At 64.8% G+C, this 16,890-nt stretch carries 14 protein-coding genes; 8 read left to right on the top strand and 6 right to left on the bottom strand.

The window, feature by feature from the left end:
- Positions 1 to 19 precede the first annotated feature (19 nt).
- The 3 genes from ACW2Q0_RS01080 to ACW2Q0_RS01070 are packed head-to-tail and all read left to right on the top strand — an operon-like array spanning position 20 to position 3,301.
- Complete coding sequence (locus ACW2Q0_RS01080; protein ID WP_457186039.1) at positions 20 to 811, top strand: carbohydrate ABC transporter permease; 792 nt, start codon at positions 20 to 22, stop codon at positions 809 to 811.
- A 55-nt stretch (positions 812 to 866) separates the two neighbouring features.
- Positions 867 to 2,195 (top strand): ABC transporter substrate-binding protein, encoded by a 1,329-nt coding sequence (locus ACW2Q0_RS01075; RefSeq protein ID WP_457185127.1) that lies wholly within the window; start codon positions 867 to 869, stop codon positions 2,193 to 2,195.
- A gap of 26 nt (positions 2,196 to 2,221) precedes the next feature.
- Positions 2,222 to 3,301, top strand: coding sequence for an ABC transporter ATP-binding protein (locus tag ACW2Q0_RS01070; protein WP_457185125.1), 1,080 nt, complete (start codon positions 2,222 to 2,224; stop codon positions 3,299 to 3,301).
- 29 nt (positions 3,302 to 3,330) lie between these two features.
- Here the strand turns inward: ACW2Q0_RS01070 and ACW2Q0_RS01065 are convergent, their stop codons facing one another.
- From ACW2Q0_RS01065 to ACW2Q0_RS01055, 3 genes are all read right to left on the bottom strand, one after another.
- Positions 3,331 to 5,349: a M13 family metallopeptidase gene (locus ACW2Q0_RS01065; protein ID WP_457185123.1), complete on the bottom strand. Its 2,019-nt coding sequence runs from the start codon at positions 5,347 to 5,349 to the stop codon at positions 3,331 to 3,333.
- Between the two features lie 115 nt (positions 5,350 to 5,464).
- Entirely contained in the window at positions 5,465 to 5,842 is a 378-nt protein-coding gene (locus tag ACW2Q0_RS01060) for a DUF397 domain-containing protein (RefSeq protein ID WP_457185121.1), read from the bottom strand.
- 10 nt (positions 5,843 to 5,852) lie between these two features.
- Entirely contained in the window at positions 5,853 to 6,704 is an 852-nt protein-coding gene (locus ACW2Q0_RS01055; protein WP_457185119.1) for a Scr1 family TA system antitoxin-like transcriptional regulator, read from the bottom strand.
- 132 nt (positions 6,705 to 6,836) lie between these two features.
- Here ACW2Q0_RS01055 and ACW2Q0_RS01050 point away from each other — a divergent pair, with 132 nt between their 5' ends.
- Positions 6,837 to 7,388, top strand: coding sequence for a hypothetical protein (locus ACW2Q0_RS01050; RefSeq protein ID WP_457185117.1), 552 nt, complete (start codon positions 6,837 to 6,839; stop codon positions 7,386 to 7,388).
- Here ACW2Q0_RS01050 and ACW2Q0_RS01045 read toward each other — a convergent pair.
- Both ACW2Q0_RS01045 and ACW2Q0_RS01040 read right to left on the bottom strand, forming a co-directional pair.
- The gene (locus ACW2Q0_RS01045; protein ID WP_457185115.1) at positions 7,366 to 7,845 is read right to left on the bottom strand and encodes a DUF4190 domain-containing protein; all 480 of its coding nucleotides are present in this window, start codon (positions 7,843 to 7,845) and stop codon (positions 7,366 to 7,368) included. The genes ACW2Q0_RS01050 and ACW2Q0_RS01045 overlap by 23 nt on opposite strands.
- Before the next feature lie 78 nt (positions 7,846 to 7,923).
- The gene (locus ACW2Q0_RS01040) at positions 7,924 to 8,706 is read right to left on the bottom strand and encodes a pirin family protein (RefSeq protein WP_457185114.1); all 783 of its coding nucleotides are present in this window, start codon (positions 8,704 to 8,706) and stop codon (positions 7,924 to 7,926) included.
- A 262-nt stretch (positions 8,707 to 8,968) separates the two neighbouring features.
- On the opposite strand from ACW2Q0_RS01040, the gene ACW2Q0_RS01035 reads away from it, so the two are divergent.
- Together ACW2Q0_RS01035 and ACW2Q0_RS01030 are read left to right on the top strand one after the other, a co-directional pair.
- The gene (locus tag ACW2Q0_RS01035; RefSeq protein WP_457185112.1) at positions 8,969 to 9,430 is read left to right on the top strand and encodes an NUDIX hydrolase; all 462 of its coding nucleotides are present in this window, start codon (positions 8,969 to 8,971) and stop codon (positions 9,428 to 9,430) included.
- A gap of 153 nt (positions 9,431 to 9,583) precedes the next feature.
- Positions 9,584 to 10,936: an MFS transporter gene (locus ACW2Q0_RS01030; RefSeq protein ID WP_457185110.1), complete on the top strand. Its 1,353-nt coding sequence runs from the start codon at positions 9,584 to 9,586 to the stop codon at positions 10,934 to 10,936.
- Here ACW2Q0_RS01030 and ACW2Q0_RS01025 read toward each other — a convergent pair.
- The gene (locus ACW2Q0_RS01025; protein ID WP_457185108.1) at positions 10,926 to 11,426 is read right to left on the bottom strand and encodes a hypothetical protein; all 501 of its coding nucleotides are present in this window, start codon (positions 11,424 to 11,426) and stop codon (positions 10,926 to 10,928) included. The two genes, ACW2Q0_RS01030 and ACW2Q0_RS01025, sit on opposite strands and share 11 nt — an antisense overlap.
- Before the next feature lie 132 nt (positions 11,427 to 11,558).
- On the opposite strand from ACW2Q0_RS01025, the gene ACW2Q0_RS01020 reads away from it, so the two are divergent.
- Positions 11,559 to 13,133 (top strand): DUF4185 domain-containing protein, encoded by a 1,575-nt coding sequence (locus tag ACW2Q0_RS01020; RefSeq protein ID WP_457185106.1) that lies wholly within the window; start codon positions 11,559 to 11,561, stop codon positions 13,131 to 13,133.
- Positions 13,134 to 13,219: 86 nt separating this feature from the next.
- Positions 13,220 to 16,828, top strand: a complete 3,609-nt coding sequence (locus tag ACW2Q0_RS01015; RefSeq protein ID WP_457185104.1) for a hydantoinase B/oxoprolinase family protein — start codon at positions 13,220 to 13,222, stop codon at positions 16,826 to 16,828.
- The last annotated feature ends 62 nt before the right edge of the window (positions 16,829 to 16,890 follow it).

Below are 16,890 nucleotides of genomic sequence, written 5' to 3'. Positions count from 1 at the left end.
CGTGCTCGGCTACGCCGCGATGGTATGCGTGCTGATCATCGTCGGTGTTCCACTGTTCTGGATCTTCATCACCTCCTTCAAGGCGCGTCCGGATATCTACACCCAGCCCGCGGTGTATTGGCCGCACAGTTGGCATCCGGCGAACTACGCGGACGCCATCACCACGCTGCCGTTCTGGACCTTCCTGCGCAATTCGCTGATCATCACCGGAATCATCGCGCTGGTGAAATTCGTGCTCGGGGTGTTCAGCGCGTACGGCCTGGTCTTCCTGCGCTTTCCGGGCAAGACCCTGGTGTTCCTGGTGATCATCGCGGCGCTGATGGTGCCCAACCAGATCACGGTGATCTCCAACTACACGCTGATCGCCCAGTTGGGCTGGCGAAATACCTTCCAGGGCATCATCGTTCCGCTCTGCGGGGTCGCCTTCGGCACCTTCTTGATGCGCAATCACTTCCTCTCGCTGCCCTCGGAGGTGATCGAGGCGGCCCGGATGGACGGTGCCAACTGGTGGCGCCTGCTCACCCGGGTGGTGCTGCCGATGTCCGGGCCGACCATGGTGGCCTTCGCGGTGGTCACGCTGGTCAACGAATGGAACGAATACCTCTGGCCGTTCCTGATGGCCGACGACACCAGGGTCGCAACGCTGCCGGTCGGCCTGACTCTCCTACAGAACACCGAGAATCCGAGCGTCACCAACTGGGGACCGGTGATGGCGGGGACGCTGCTGACCATGCTGCCGATCCTCATCGTCTTCCTGCTGCTACAGCGCCACATGATCAAGGGCCTCACCTCGGGTGCGGTGAAGGGTTGAGGCCACCCGCCACCCCGCACGGAATCGCTACGAGAGACCGAGACAAGGAGAAACCGTGTCCACTTCACCATTTCCGGCACTGCCGCGGCGCGCATTCATCGGCCTGGCGGGTGCGCTCGCGGCGGGTGCCGCACTGACCGCATGTGCGGGCAGCGGCGGAGGCGGCAAGCAGTCCGGTGACGCCAACACCATTACCTTCTGGTCGAATCACCCCGGCACCTCGAAGGAACTCGAGACCGAGCTGATCAACCGGTTCCAGGCGAAGTATCCGGATCTGAGGGTCAATCTGGTCGATGCGGGTAAGAACTACGAGGAGGTGTCGCAGAAGTTCAACGCGGCGCTCTCCGGCGGTGAACTGCCCGATGTCGTTGTGCTGTCGGATGTCTGGTGGTTCAACTACGCGCTCAACGGCACCATCGAACCGCTCGACTCGCACTTCGCCGACGCCGGAGTCACGCTCGACGACTATGTCGATTCGCTGGCCGCCGACTACGTCTTCAACGGTAAGCACTACGCACTGCCGTACGCGCGCTCGACGCCGCTGTTCTACTACAACAAGGACGTCTGGGCAAAGGCCGGTTTGCCCGACCGCGGTCCACAGAGCTGGCAGGAGTTCGACGAATGGGGCCCGAAGATCCAGTCCCTGGTCGGTGACGGCAAGCTCGCACATGGCTGGGGTGACGCCAAGAACTATCTGGCCTGGACCTTCCAGGGCCCGAACTGGACTTTCGGTGGTGCCTACTCCGATCACTGGACGCTGAAGTTCACCGACCCCAAAACCATTGCGGCGGGCCAATTCCTACGCGATATGATCCACACCAAGAAGTACGCGGGCATCAAACCGCAGATCGCCGTCGATTTCGGCACCGGCGTCATCGCCTCCACCATCGCCTCCACCGGCGATCTGAAGGGCATCCAGAAGAATGCCGAGGGCAAACTCGAATTCGGCACCGCCTTCCTGCCGCATCCCAGCGGTCCCGGCGTCACCACCGGCGGTGCCGGACTGGCGATTCCGGCGCGGATCTCGGATCAGCGGAAGGTGAACGCGCTGAAGTTCATCGAGTTCATCACCAATGCCGCCAATACCGCCTACTTCTCGCAGGGCACCGGGTACATGCCGGTACGCAAGTCCGCGGTGACCGATCCGAGCGAGGTCGACTTCCTGGCGAAGAATCCCAATTCGAAGGTTGCCATCGAGCAGCTCGCGGTCACCAAATCGCAGGATTACGCGCGGGTGTTCGTGCCGGGCGGCGACCAGATCATCGGCACCGGACTGGAGCAGATCGGTCTGCAGAATGCCGATCCGACCACGGCCTTCGCCACTGTGGCCAGTCAGCTGCAGGCCATTATCGACCGGCAGATCACGCCGAAGCTACCCAAGTAGTACTGACGAAGAGGGAGATCGACGCCGTGGCAACAGTGCACTTCGACGGGGTGACGCATCTGTATCCCGGTGCGCCGGCGCCCGCCGTCGACAACCTGGAACTCGATATCGCCGACGGGGAATTCATCGTCCTCGTCGGCCCGTCGGGCTGTGGCAAATCGACCAGTCTGCGGATGCTGGCTGGACTGGAATCCGTTGCTACGGGCCGCATCCTGATCGACGGTAAGGACGTCACCGGACTGCCGCCGCGCGCCCGCGATGTGGCGATGGTATTCCAGAGCTACGCGCTCTATCCGAATATGACCGTCGCACAGAACATGGGCTTCGCACTACGCAATGCCGGAATGAACAAGGCGGATACCGCGGTTCGGGTGCAGGAGGCGGCGCAGATGCTCGAGCTCGAGCATCTGCTCGACCGCAAACCGGCGAAACTGTCCGGCGGACAACGCCAGCGCGTCGCGATGGGGCGCGCCATCGTGCGCCGACCTCAGGTCTTCTGCATGGACGAACCGCTGTCCAATCTGGATGCGAAACTGCGGGTGAGCACCCGCTCCCAGATCGCGGCGCTGCAGAAACGGCTCGGCACCACCACCGTTTACGTCACCCACGACCAGGTCGAGGCCATGACCATGGGTGATCGGGTCGCGGTGCTGCGCGAAGGGAAACTCCAGCAGATCGCCAAACCCCGTGACCTCTATGACGATCCGGTCAATACCTTCGTCGCGGGCTTCATCGGCTCACCCGGTATGAATCTGTTCGACGCCCCGGTTCGCGATGGTGTCGCGGCGCTGGGCGAGCTGCGCATCCCCTTGCCCCGCACCGCAACCGGCGCGCGGGTCATTGTCGGCATACGTCCGGAATCCTGGAACACCACCACCGAGACCGATAACAGCCTCGCCGTGGCCGCCGAACTGCTCGAGGAACTCGGCGCCGAATCCTTCATCTACAGCCACGGCATCACCGATGAATGGAACAGCCGCTCCGGGAAGGTGGTGGCACGGGTGGACCGGCGCTTCCGAGTGGCCCTCGGCGATCGCCTGCGGCTACGTCCGAAACTCGACGAGATTTTCTTCTTCGACGGCGAAACCGAAGAACGCCTGCGCTGACGCCCGGCGTCCCTCGGCCCGCCACGGGCTTACCAGATCTTGACGCGCTGTGCGGGTTCCAGGTACAGCTCGTCACCCGGCTGCACATCGAAGGCCTCGTGGAAGCTGTCGATATTGCGAACCACCGCATTGCAGCGGAATTCGGGCGGCGAGTGCGGGTCGGTGGCCAGGCGGCGAATGGCCTCCTCGTTCCTGGCCTTGGTCCGCCACACCTGTGCCCAGCCGTAGAAGACCCGCTGCAGACCGGTGAGACCGTCGATGACCGGCGGCTGCCGGCCTTCGAGCGAAATCCGGTAGGCGGCCAACGCAATGGACAACCCGCCGAGGTCACCGATGTTCTCGCCGATGGTGAATTCGCCGTTGACGGTGTGGTCGTCGGACAACGCCTTGGGTGAGAGCACGCTGTACTGGTCGATCAAAGCCTTTGTGCGCTTGCCGAATTCGGCACGATCGGCATCGGTCCACCAGTCGACCATATTGCCGTCACCGTCGTACTTGGCGCCCTGATCGTCGAAACCGTGGCCGATCTCGTGCCCGATCACCGCACCGATGCCGCCGTAGTTCGCCGCGTCGTCGGCGTGCATATCGAAGAACGGCGGCTGCAGAATGGCTGCCGGGAAAACGATTTCGTTCATGCCCGGGTTGTAGTAGGCGTTCACCGTCTGCGGGGTCATGAACCATTCGCCACGATCGACCGGACCGCCGAGCTTGTTCAGATCACGATCGTGTTCGGCGGCGTAGCCGCGGCGGTAGTTGCCGACCAGATCGGAGGGGACGATGACGATGGCGGAGTAATCGCGCCACTTGTCCGGGTAGCCGATCTTGGGGGTGAACTTCTCCAGTTTGGCCAGCGCGGCCGCCCTGGTATCCGGCCCCATCCAATCCAGCTGGGCGATATTGCGGCGGTAGGCCTCCTGCAGATGGTCGACCAACTCGACCATTCGCGCCTTGGCCTCCGGCGGAAAGTGTTCGGCGACATACAGTTTGCCGACCGCCTCACCGAGCAGATCCTGCACCAGCGAAACACCGCGCTTCCAGCGTTCCCGGTTCTCCTGCGCCCCGGTGAGGGTGCGGCCGTAGAAGTCGAAATTCTCCTCGACGATCGGATCGGTGAGATAGGCCGCCCGCGAACGCAACAGCCGCCAGATCGCCCACGCCTGCCAATCGGCGAGCGGTTCGGCCGCCCAGGTCTGGGCGAAGGTGCGCACATAGTCCGGCTGGCGCACAACCACTTCGGCGAACAGATCGGGACCGGACTCGGCGATCCCCTCGGCGAGCGCGGCAGTCCAGGCGTGCCAATCGAATTCCGGATGCTCGGCGACCAGCGCGTCGAAAGTGGTGAGGTTGTAGCTCAACTCGGCATCGCGGCGGCGCACCACATCCCAGTGTCCGGCCGCGAGCTTGCGCTCCAATTCGAAGATCCGCTGTCCCACCGTCGACAGATCGGCCGGCAGCAGTGCGGCGATCTGCGGTTCGGCGGCGGCCAGAGTGAATATCCGGCCGATGTGGCGGATGTATTCGGCCCGGATCTCGGCGAATTCGTCCTGCCGATAGTAGGACTCGTCGGGCAGTCCGATCCCGGACTGGGTGGCGTGCACCAGATACCGGTTGGAATCCTTATCGTCGGTATCGACGTAGAAGCCGAGCGCACCGCCGACACCGGTGCGCTGCAGGCGACCGAGTAGCGCGGCGAAGGCGGTCCGGTCGGCGACCTCGTGGATCTCGGTGAGTTCCCCAGCGATGGGTGCCAGCCCGAGTGCGGCCACCGTATCGGTGTCCATGAAGCTCGAGTAAAGGTCACCGATCTTGCGCGCGTCACTGCCGTGCTCGGCCGCCGATTCCGCGGCCTGCCGGATGATCGTCTGCACATCCAGCTCCGCCTGGTCGTACAGCGTCCGGAAGGCGCCGTCGACCGCACGATCGGCCGGTATCTCATAGGTATCCAGCCACCCGCCGTTGACATGGACGAACAGATCGTCCTGCACGCGTACCGCGCGGTCGAGGTGGGACAGATCGATACCGGAGGGACTGCTCAGATCGGAAGTCACGATCTCCAGTATGCAGAGCTGGGGTGAAGGCCGCCGTCGCCGAGGTAGGCCCCGGCCGCGCGGGCTGGTCGTTTCGAGCGACCCGCAAGCAATCGCTACGGCCGGGGTGGCAGGGTCAGGCGGGCAGGATGATGCGATCGAATTCGCCGTCGCGGGCGCCGGCGATAAACGCATCCCACTCTTCGGGGGTGTAGGAGAGGGTGATATCGCCGTGGCGCAGGGTGGCGCTGCCGTCGGCGCAAGTATCTGCGATCAGCTCGTTATGCGATCGGCCGCTGTTGAGTAGGTGGATGAACGAGGCCCAAAGGCTCGCGGTGACGGTGATGACGGGCTCTTCGGCGGGGCGGTTGGCCGGGTTGCGGCGGTATTTGCTGTCACGGATGAGCACCGCGTCACCGTCGAACCGGACCTCGACACACTGATTGCCGTTGTTCGATCGACTCGACGTGAACCAGTCAGTGAAAACCGACCGGAAGGTAGCGGTGGTGGCCATGGGCAGGATTTTACACTTGTGCATACCTGCTGATCAGGGCCAATGATGCTGCACGATTCAACGATTGTTCCAGTGCGCGAACGTAAGCGAAGCTCAAATCGCGCACCTGTTCCGGGTCGTCGACCGCCCCGCCGAAGACCGCGCTCTCGGCCCACGCGAAGGTCGGCAGCTGTTCACCGGCGAAGTCGATCAGGTGGAAACTGGACCCGCCGAGCACCGCACCCGCCTGCGCCGCGAATGGGATGACGCGCACCTCGATATTGTCGAGCTGCTCGATCGACTTCGCCAGATACTCCAGCTGCCCGCGCAGCACCGCCGGCCCGCCGGTCTGCTGCAGTAGCGTGCCCTCGCCGATGACCGCGGTCAGCTCGACCGGTCTCTTACCGCGCAGCCGCTCCTGCCGCCGCATCCGGATGGCTACCAATTGCTCGACCTGAACCGGCCGGATCATCACATCGGCACTGATGAGGGCTCGCGCGTAGTCCTCGGACTGCAGCAGGCCCGGGAAAACCAAACTGTCGTAGCTGCGAATGCTCTGCGCGCCGTACTCCATGCCGTACAGCCGCTGCAGTTCCGGACCGATCAACGCCGACGATTTGGCCCACCAACCGCGCTGCTTACTCGCCTCCAGCAGGGTCAGCAATTCTCCGCGTTCCTCGGCATCCACCTCGAGCAGTTCGAGCACCGGGCCGATGGTGTTCGTGGTGAGCACCCGTCGCCCCTTTTCGACGTGCGACCAGTTGGCCGGGGTGAAGCCGACCCGCTTGGCGAAGGTTGCCGAATCGAAGCCGCGCTGTTCGCGCAATTCGCGCAGCCGCAGCACCAGCTCCCAACGAGCAACGGTTGGCGAAACGGGTGCCATGACCGGAAATAGTACGCTGGAAATTTACTTGGCGTGTGACTATTGTCAAGGAACTTGTGCCGGTCTAGGGTCGATTTCAGCGGCAACTTTGGTTTTCACGTCGATCCACTCAGAGTCGAGGCGAGGTTCGTCATGAGTACGTCGCACATGGAATCGGGTAGCTACCCGGCAGCCCAGGATTTCGCGGCGACCCAGGACGCATTGGCGCGCTGTCGCCGCTATCGCAAGGACAACGGCCTATATGGCGTCGTGGATCCAGCGCTCGGTCGAATCCTGTTGGAAGTCGGCGCGGTCGGTGCGGTCGTCATGCCCGCCGCACTCGGCAAGCGGGTGCACGCCCACCTGCTGGCCACCCACCGACGGACCGGACCGATCATCGCGCATCCGCGCTCCAGCCGATGGTCCTTCCTGACCGGACCGACCGATAACTCGTACCTGGATATGGCGCTGTTTCCGGAGCTGTTCCGGGTCTGCGCCTCGGTGGCGCTGCCGGGCACCCGGATTGTGTTGCCCTCACCGACCGATGAGCAGAGCGGCTACCGGATCTGGATCGCACCACCCGAGGGCGATTACCGCCCCGAACTCGGCGATGTCATCGCCGCCACCCGCATATGTGCGAAAAGCGGCGGCCAGTCGCTCGTCAGCGGCATCAGGGGTGTCGTCAAGGGGTTGGGCGCGGAGTGAGCGTCACGCTGAAGCTCTGCTCGATACTGTGCTGCCATTTATCCCGGCACTCGTTGAGCTTGGTTTGATCGTTGCCCGCCTTCTGCACGCAGTCCAGATAGTCCTTGCCGCCGGAGTCGACGAAGAAACTCCAGCCGACAATGCTGAGCACGATCGCCGCGACCAGCGCGAGCGCCCCCAGGATCAATCCGGTGACCGCCATACCGGCGCCACCCGCACTCCCGGAACGGATCTTGACCAGTGCGATGATGCCGAAGATCAGCGCCAAGACACCGAACAGATAGCCGCCGATCAGCGTCCAGCAACTCAGGAAGCCGAGAATGCCGAGCACCAAGGCGGTGATCGACATGCCCTTGCGCTTCGGAGATTCCTGCCAATAGTTCGGCTGCCCCTGACCCGGTGGCGGCGGGTACTGACCCGGTGGTGGATATTGACCGGGCGGCGGATATTGCGCCATGGGATTTCCTCTCAGCCGGTGCGCGTGCGTCGCGGTCGCCTTTTGATCGCACTCGCTGGGTTGTCGATGCCGCGCGCGCTATATCGAACCGAGCCGCGCGTGCATCTCCCAGACCAGAATCTCCGCGGGACCGTTGGCGACCACCCGCTGGCCACCCGACCTGGTCAGGCGGACGGCGTCACCCGCGTAGAGCGGACCGACGCCTTCCATTTCCACCTCGCCCCTGGCGACGAAAAGATGCAGATACGGCGCATCCGGCAAGTCGATCACCTGCTCGGTTTCCCCGCCGCCCGCCAGCCGCGCCACATGCAGCGCCGAATGGCTGCTGCCGATGGCGATCGCGGTCCGATCGCGATAGCGGGGCAGGCCGGAGGCCACGGTCACCAGGCCGCCGCGCGCCAATTCGTCGTCGATCTCCAACTGCTGATACCCCGGCTCCAGGCCCGGTTCGTCCGGCACCACCCACATCTGCACGAAATGGACCGGCTCGTCGTGTTCCATGCTGCGGTCCAGCCGCCAGGAGTCGTTCTTCTCCGAATGCAGGATCCCGGTGCCCGCACTCATCCGCTGCGCCAGACCGGGATAAATGACGCCACTGTGCCCGAGCGAATCCTGGTGCACCAGCGAGCCGCCGAGCACCCAGGTCACGATCTCCATATCCCGGTGCGGATGGGTTTCGAAGCCCTGACCAGGGGAAACAATATCTTCGTTATTGACGAGCAGCAGCCCGTGATGGGTGTTGTCGGGATCGTAGTGCTCGCCGAAAGAGAACGAGTGCTTCGAATCCAGCCAGGCCACGCGCGTTTTCATGCGATCGCCGCCGCGATGGACATCGATGTGTGGTGTCGTGAGTGTGGACATCCTAGTCCTCCTCTCGGGACCGTGCACCGATCACCTGTCAGGGTAGGAGCACTTACAACGCGGTACTCCGAATTCCTAGTAAATTGTCCTGCACTCGGCATTTTACGCGAGCGACCGGTAGGTGAACGGCAGGCGAGCAGTACCGACCGGTTGATCGAATCGGCGGTGGGCCTGATCCGCCACCGCTGCACGGGGGGCAAGCAGACGCGCGCAGCAGCTTCGTAACATCATGTGCCACAACGGAATCGGAGGTGACGAAGGGATGCGGACCGAGACGCTCGCACGCATCGAGCGGCAACTGCGCGATGCGGCACAGCGCGACGGGATCAGCGACTTCGTCGTCGGTGTCGCGGTATTCCGCGATCGCAAACTCCTGGTGGTGCGCCGCGTGCCGGACGACTACCGCGGCGGCATGTACGAACTGCCCGGTGGTGGCGTCGAATCCGGGGAGAGCCTGGCCGAATGCGTCGTGCGGGAACTGTTCGAGGAGACCGGGCTGCGCGTGCGCGCGATCACCGAGTTCCTCGGCGACTTCGACTACGCCACCCGGACCAAGCCCCGAGTGCGCAAGTACAGCTTCATCGTCGAGGTAGAGCCGGGCGAGGTCGCGCTGGCCCCCGGCGAACACGACGCCTTCGCCTGGATCGATGCCGCGACGGTGGCGGATCTGCCGATGACACCCGATATGCGCGAAACTATCTCCACACTGATCAATTGTGTTTGATCCCAGCCACCCACCCGCCGCCCGAGCACGACCACCCCACATCGAATCGCTGCGCGATGTCGACATTCCGGTCCGCGAACACGCCGCGCCCGCGCGGCCAAGCACACAGCCGCGCCGCAGGCGCGGCAAATCGAAACACAGTAGCCTCTGGACGTGTCCACTGGTCGCCCCGAAGGCTCGACTCCCGCGGACGAGCGGCCGGTTTCGTTACCGACCGTGCTGCGCGAGAGTCCCGGCGTATTGCGTTTGGCGCTGATCCGCTTTACCGGTCAGTTCGGCGACGGCATGTTTCAGGCGGCCCTCTCGGGTGCCATTCTGTTCAACCCGGAACGCGAGACCGATCCACTCGCCATCGCGGCCGCGTTCGCGGTATTGCTGCTGCCGTATTCGCTGATCGGGCCGTATGCCGGTGCGCTACTGGACCGCTGGGATCGGCGGGCGGTGCTGCTGGTCGCCAATGTGCTGCGGACGGTGTTGATCGCTGCGGTCAGTGTCGGGCTCTTGGCGGGCAGCAGCGCGACGCCGTTGTTGTTGCTCGCGCTCGCCGTGGTCGGGATCAGCCGATTCGTGCTTTCGGGGGTATCGGCGGCCCTGCCGAAGGTGCTCGATCAGCACTGGCTGGTGCCCGCGAACTCGGTGCTCGCGACGGTAGCGTCCGGATGTGCCGGTGTGGGTGCCGCCGCAGCGGTCGCGATCATCGGGTTGATCGGCGCCGGAGATTTCGCGTCGGCCGTCGCGGTGGCGATCAGTGCCGTGTGGTCGGTCTGCGGTGCGGTATTCGCGGCGGGATTCGGGGCCGCAGTGCTGGGTCCGGACCCGGGGATCGCGGCGCGCGGCAGTACGGTGCGCGCGATCGCGACCGGTCTGCGTCACGGCGCGGCCGCCGTCTGGGGAGCGGTCCAGGTCACCACCGCGATGGTCGGCATCGGCACACATCGGATCGTCTTCGGCACCAACACGCTGATCATGGTGCTGGTGCTGCGGCAGGCGCCCGTCGACGGCGGCGGTGCGAATACCGGGCTGACCCGGTTCGGGTTGGCCATCGGCTGTACCGCGGCGGGGATGTTGGTGGCGGCGGTCGTCGCACCGGTGCTGATTCCGCGGCTCGGCCGGTCGCGCACGGTGGTGCTCGGGCTGTTGACCGCGACTGTGGTCCAGTTGACACTGGTCACCCCGACCGCGCTCGCGACGGCGGGCACCGCGGCACATCGAGCACATCAATTGCTGCTGGTCGCGGCCTTCCTGTTCGGGCTCGCGGGGCAGACCATCAAACTGACCGGCGATGCGACCATGCAGATCGATATCGATGACACCAGACGCGGTCAGGTATTCGCATTGCAGGACACGGTATTCAACATCGCGTTCGTGCTGGCGATCGCGCTCACCGCATTGGTGATCCCGACGGATGGACGATCGATCGCGGTGGTGCTCGTCGGCGCCGGAATCTACTGCGCGGGCATAGCGGCCATTTCCGTGAACAGTCGGCGCAGGCCAGTCACTGGCTGAACGGCGTTGTCGGGTGGCCGGATTCATCGCCCGACCAAGTGCGGTGATCCCGCAGCGGGGTGACCTGTTCGATCGGTTGCTGTTGCGACCAGCGCGAATCCTGTACCGGCTCATTGTGATTCGACAAGTCCGCGCCGAATTCATCGGTGGCGAAGTGATCCGGCTCCGGCTCGATGCGCTCGATCCAGGCCAGGTGTTCGCTGCCCGCATCGGCCGGACTGCCGGTGATCTGGTGATCCCAAGTGCCGCTGCCGGTCGGATCCGTGAAGAAATGGTCGAGTACACCGTCGTCGTCGAGATCCAGCCCGACCACATCGGCAATGCCGGTGCCATGGGAATCCCACAGCACGTCATCGACCAAACCGTCGCCGTCGAAATCGAGTACCACCGCGTCGCCGACGCCTGACCCGGATACATCCCTATCCGTCGGACTGGTCCAGACGTGGACCGTGCCGTCTCCGGTCCCGAACACGTACTCGATCTGGTTCATAATCTGTTTGGACGCGACTGTGTCCCATCCGGTTCCCCCCTTCGCGCGATTCGGTCCGGTAAGTTGATCTCCCATCGACCCGAATCGACAGGGAGTCACCAACGAATGGGATTTCGGCCGAGCAGTGCGCGGATGTTCGCGGCGGCCAAGTGTCCCTGTGCGCCTGCGGTCCTCGGCGTGCTGCTGGCCGGTGCGCTGACCGTACCCACTCCCGTCGCCCAGGCCGCACAGCATCCGTGGGCCCCGCCGCCGGTGAACAGTTGTGGCGAAATCGGATTCGACCCGTTGAACCGGGAGCCGGACCCGAATGCACCGCCGCCTGCGCCGCTGCCCCCGCAGATCGATATTCCGGTGCCGATTCCCGAGATCACGCCGGTTCCGGTCCCCGATCCGCCGCCGGACAACACCCGGATAGATCCGGAGCCGCTACCCACCGACCCGTGCCGCAATCCGTGCCCGGATATTCGGGACACGCCGAAGCCGCCGGATCCGACCACCGATCCGGACCCGGAAGGCGCGCCCGACACCGGATCCGGATCAGGTTCAGGTTCGGGTTCGGGTTCGGCTGCGATCCGCATGCCGCGCATCGAGTTCCGTCCGGAGATCGAACCCATTCCGATCCCGGTGCCCGGTCAGGACGGAGTCCAACCGCAACCCGCACCACCGCCGATCGTGCATCCGGCCCAACCCGGACCGCTGACCGCCGCCGTTGCCCCGCCACTGGTGGCGTCGGTGGACCTGGTCGGTCAGGTGACCGGGCACGGTTCGGCGAATCGCACCGATATGCGCTGGCAGGTCGACGGCACCGACCTCGGCATCATGTGGGAGACCAAACCGGGTGAAATCGCCGTGGTCTTCGGCGACACCTTCGGCGAGGGCTGGGAAAGTGGCGGCGTAGGCGGGCCCGACTGGCGCAGCAATGTGCTCGGCTACAGCACCGACCACGACCTCGCCGACGGCCTCAGCATCGACACCATGGTGCAGGACAGCCGTTGCCACGCCACCGAACTGCTGTCCAGCCGCAAGATCAAGAACTGGGAGACGACCACCATCCCGACCTCCGGATTCGCGATCGGACAGCGCCAGTTCATGAGCTATATGTCGGTGAACCACTGGAGCCGCATCCCGGGTCTGTGGTCGACCAATTACGGCGGGCTCGCGTACTCCGACGACAACGGCCGCACCTGGGTCAAGGATCAGTGGACCAGGTGGGACAACTTCTTCGGGCTCGGCCGGTTCCAGGTGGCGGCCATGGTGCCGCAGGGCGATTACGTCTACATGTTCGGCACGCCCAACGGCCGGGCCGGTGTCATCGGCCTGGCCAGGGTGCCGAAGACCGAGGTGCTGAACAAATCGGCCTACCAGTACTGGGTGGGTGGGACCTGGGCACCCGCGGCCGAAAATCAGGCCACGCCTTTGGTTCTCGGTATGGCCAGCGAACTGTCGGTGCGCTTCGACAAGGGCACCGGACAGTGGCAGATGGTCTACCTGGATTCGGCGCGCGGCGCGATCGTGATGCGCGCCGCGGCCAGCCCGCAGGGCACCTGGACCGATGGCGTTGCGCTCGTCTCGACAGACGACTATCCGAAGGCTTACGGCGGCTTCATCCATCCGTGGTCGACGAGCGAGGATCTGTACTTCACCATCTCGGCGTGGGACAGCTACAACGTGTATCTCATGCACGCGAAACTCGATCCACCGCGCTGATCGGCGCTCGGATCCGCGCCGACGGTGATTCGGTATGGTGCGCATGTGATCGACCAGCGCATACGCATACCGCACGGGCGGCCCCGATGACGGGCGAGACCGTCGCGCCCGGACCGGGTTGGCAGTTCTGGATCGATCGGGGCGGCACCTTCACCGATGTGGTGGCCCGCCGACCCGACGGCAAACTCGTCACGCACAAGCTCCTCTCGGAGAATCCGGCGCGTTATGCCGACTCCGCGGTGGCGGGCATTCGCGAAATCCTCGCCGACGCGGAAAACGCCCAGATCGATGCCGTCCGGATGGGCACAACGGTCGCCACCAACGCGCTGCTCGAGCGCAAGGGGGAACGCACCGTACTGGTCATCACGCGTGGCTTCCGCGATGCGCTGCGCATCGCGTATCAGAATCGGCCACGAATCTTCGCGCGGGAGATCGTGCTGCCGGAGTTATTGCACGAGCATGTGATCGAGGTGGACGAGCGCGTCACCGCGGACGGCACCGTATTGACTCCACCGGATCTCGACGCGCTCGTGGCCGAATTGCAGCCGTTGTACGACAGCGGTATTCGCGCCATCGCGGTTGTCTGCATGCATTCGCATCTCTATCCGGAACATGAACAGGCAATCGGCCGGGTAGCTCGCGAGATCGGATTTTCGCAGATCTCGCTATCCAGCGAGGTGAGCCCGCTGATGAAACTGGTGCCGCGCGGAGATACCACGGTGGTGGACGCCTATCTCTCGCCGGTGCTGCGCCGCTACGTCCAGCAGGTCGCCGACCAGCTCACCGATGTGCGGCTGATGTTCATGCAGTCCAATGGCGGACTCACCGAGGCCCGACAGTTCCGCGGTAAGGACGCCATCCTGTCCGGTCCGGCGGGCGGCATCGTCGGCATGGTGCGAATGTCCGAACTCGCCGGATACGACCGGGTTATCGGCTTCGATATGGGTGGAACCTCCACTGACGTATCGCATTTCGCGGGTGAATACGAGCGGGTATTCATCACGCAGATCGCCGGTGTCCGGTTGCGCGCGCCGATGCTCGATATCCATACCGTCGCGGCGGGTGGTGGTTCGGTCCTGCACTTCGATGGCAGCCGCTACCGCGTCGGACCCGATTCCGCGGGCGCGGCCCCCGGACCGGCCTGTTATCGCGGCGGCGGCCCGCTGACCGTCACCGACGCCAATGTGATGCTCGGCCGCATCCAATCCGCCCATTTTCCACGGGTTTTCGGGCCCGATGGCAATGCGCCGCTCGACGATGTGCTGGTGCGCGAGCGATTCGCGGAACTCGCCGCCGAAATCGCGAAGCGCACCGGTGACGATCGCACGCCGGAGCAGGTCGCCGAGGGCTATCTCGAAATCGCGGTCGCCAATATCGCCGCCGCCATCAAGCGGATCTCGGTACAGAAGGGTCACGATGTGACCCGATACGCGTTGACTACCTTCGGCGGCGCGGGCGGCCAACTCGCCTGCAAGGTGGCCGATTCCCTCGGCATTCGCACCGTTGTGGTGCCGCCCATGGCCGGTGTGCTCTCGGCCCTGGGTATCGGTCTCGCCGATACCACCGCCATGCGCGAGCGTTCGGTGGAGTTGCCGCTGCACGATGCGTCGATGGATCGGGTCGTCGAGATCGCCGACGATCTGGAAGCCATCGCGCGCGCCGAACTGTTCGGCGAAGACGTGCCCGCGCATCGGGTGCGCGTCGTGCGGCGCGCCCAGCTGCGCTACGACGGCACCGACACCACGCTCACCGTCGAACTCACCGAACCGGCGACGATGGCAGCGGATTTCGTCGAACGCCACCGCGGCACCTACTCCTTCGTACTGGATCGCCCCATCGTGATCGAGGCGCTTTCGGTCGAGGCGACCGGACTCACCGAACCACCCGATCTCGCCGACCTGGCTGGACCGCCCGCAGCGACAGGCGAGCCGGAATCGGTGCCACTGCATACCGGTGGCGCTCGGTGCGAAGTATTCCTTTATCGGCGTGCGGAATTGGTGCCGGGTCGGACGGTGCGGGGGCCCGCGATCATCACCGAGGCCAACTCCACCACGGTGGTCGACGATGGCTGGCAGGCCGTGGTGAACGACCTCGGACATCTGATCATGGACCGGATCGCGGCGGCGGCCGGACCACAGGCGGGCACCGAGGCTGATCCGGTGCTGCTCGAGGTTTTCAACAATCTGTTCATGTCCATCGCCGAGCAGATGGGCGCACGTCTGGAGTCGACCGCACAGTCGGTCAATATCAAAGAACGCCTGGACTTCTCGTGCGCGCTGTTCGATCCGGACGGCAATCTCGTCGCCAATGCCCCCCATATTCCGGTGCATCTCGGCTCGATGGGCACCAGCGTCAAGGAGGTCATCCGGCGCAGACAGGCCGAGGGCATACGTCCCGGCGACACCTACGCGGTCAACGATCCCTATCACGGCGGCACCCATCTGCCCGATGTCACGGTGATCACGCCGGTCTTCGACACCGCGGGCGCCCAGCTCCTGTTCTACGTCGCCTCGCGCGGTCATCACGCCGAGATCGGCGGTATCGCGCCCGGTTCGATGCCCGCGAACAGCCGTCGCATCGAGGAGGAGGGCGTGATCTTCGACAACTGGCTACTCGTCGAGGACGGCCGGTTCCGGGAGGACGAGACGCTGCGACTGCTGACCGAGGCGCCGTACCCGTCCCGCAATCCCGCCACCAATCTGGCCGACCTGCGCGCCCAGATCGCCGCCAATGCCAAGGGTGTCGAGGAAGTCCGAAAGATGATCGAGCACTTCGGACTCGATGTCGTCGAGGCGTATATGCGGCATGTGCAGGACAATGCCGAGGAGTCGGTGCGGCGCGTCATCGATGCGCTCGACGACGGCGAATACGCCTATGAGACCGATCTGGGCGCGACCATCCGCGTTCGGGTTACGGTGGATCGGGAAAACCGCAGCGCCACCATCGATTTCAGCGGTACCTCAGCGCAGCTCGAAGGTAACTTCAACGCGCCCTGTGCCGTTGCGAACGCTGCGGTGCTCTATGTCTTCCGCACATTGGTCGCCGACGATATCCCGCTCAACGACGGCTGCCTGCGACCACTGCGGATCATCGTGCCGCCCGGTTCGATGCTCGCGCCCGAGCCGCCCGCCGCGGTCGTCGCGGGCAATGTCGAGACCTCCCAGGCGATTACCGGGGCCCTGTACGCGGCGCTCGGGGTACAGGCCGAGGGTTCGGGCACGATGAACAACATCACCTTCGGCAATGATCACAGTCAGTACTACGAAACCGTTGGATCCGGATCCGGTGCGGGCGACGGCTTCGACGGTGCTCCAGTGGTCCAGACCCACATGACCAACTCCCGGCTCACCGATCCGGAGGTGCTGGAGTGGCGGCTGCCCGTGCTGCTCGAGGAATTCGCGGTGCGAGCGGGTAGTGGGGGTTCCGGTCGCTGGCGTGGCGGTGACGGCGCGGTGCGTCGGCTGCGGTTCACCGAAGCGGTGACGGTCTCGACGCTGTCGAGTCACCGTCGGGTGCCGCCGTACGGCATGGCGGGCGGTGCGCCCGGAGCGCTGGGACGTAACCGGATCGAGCGCGCGGATGGCACGATGCAGGACCTGCGCGGGGCGGATTCGGCACACCTCGAACCCGGGGATGTGCTGGTCATCGAGACGCCCGGCGGTGGCGGATACGGGCTCATCGCACGGACGAACTGAGCCGATCGATCCGTATCGACGGACGAAATCGCCACCCCGCCGCGGCCGGTCACTTCCGTGGA

The organism is Nocardia citri, from assembly GCF_054065835.1.
The sequence above is the reverse complement of the archived record's forward strand: the minus strand, read 5'-3'. Positions and strand labels throughout refer to the sequence as shown.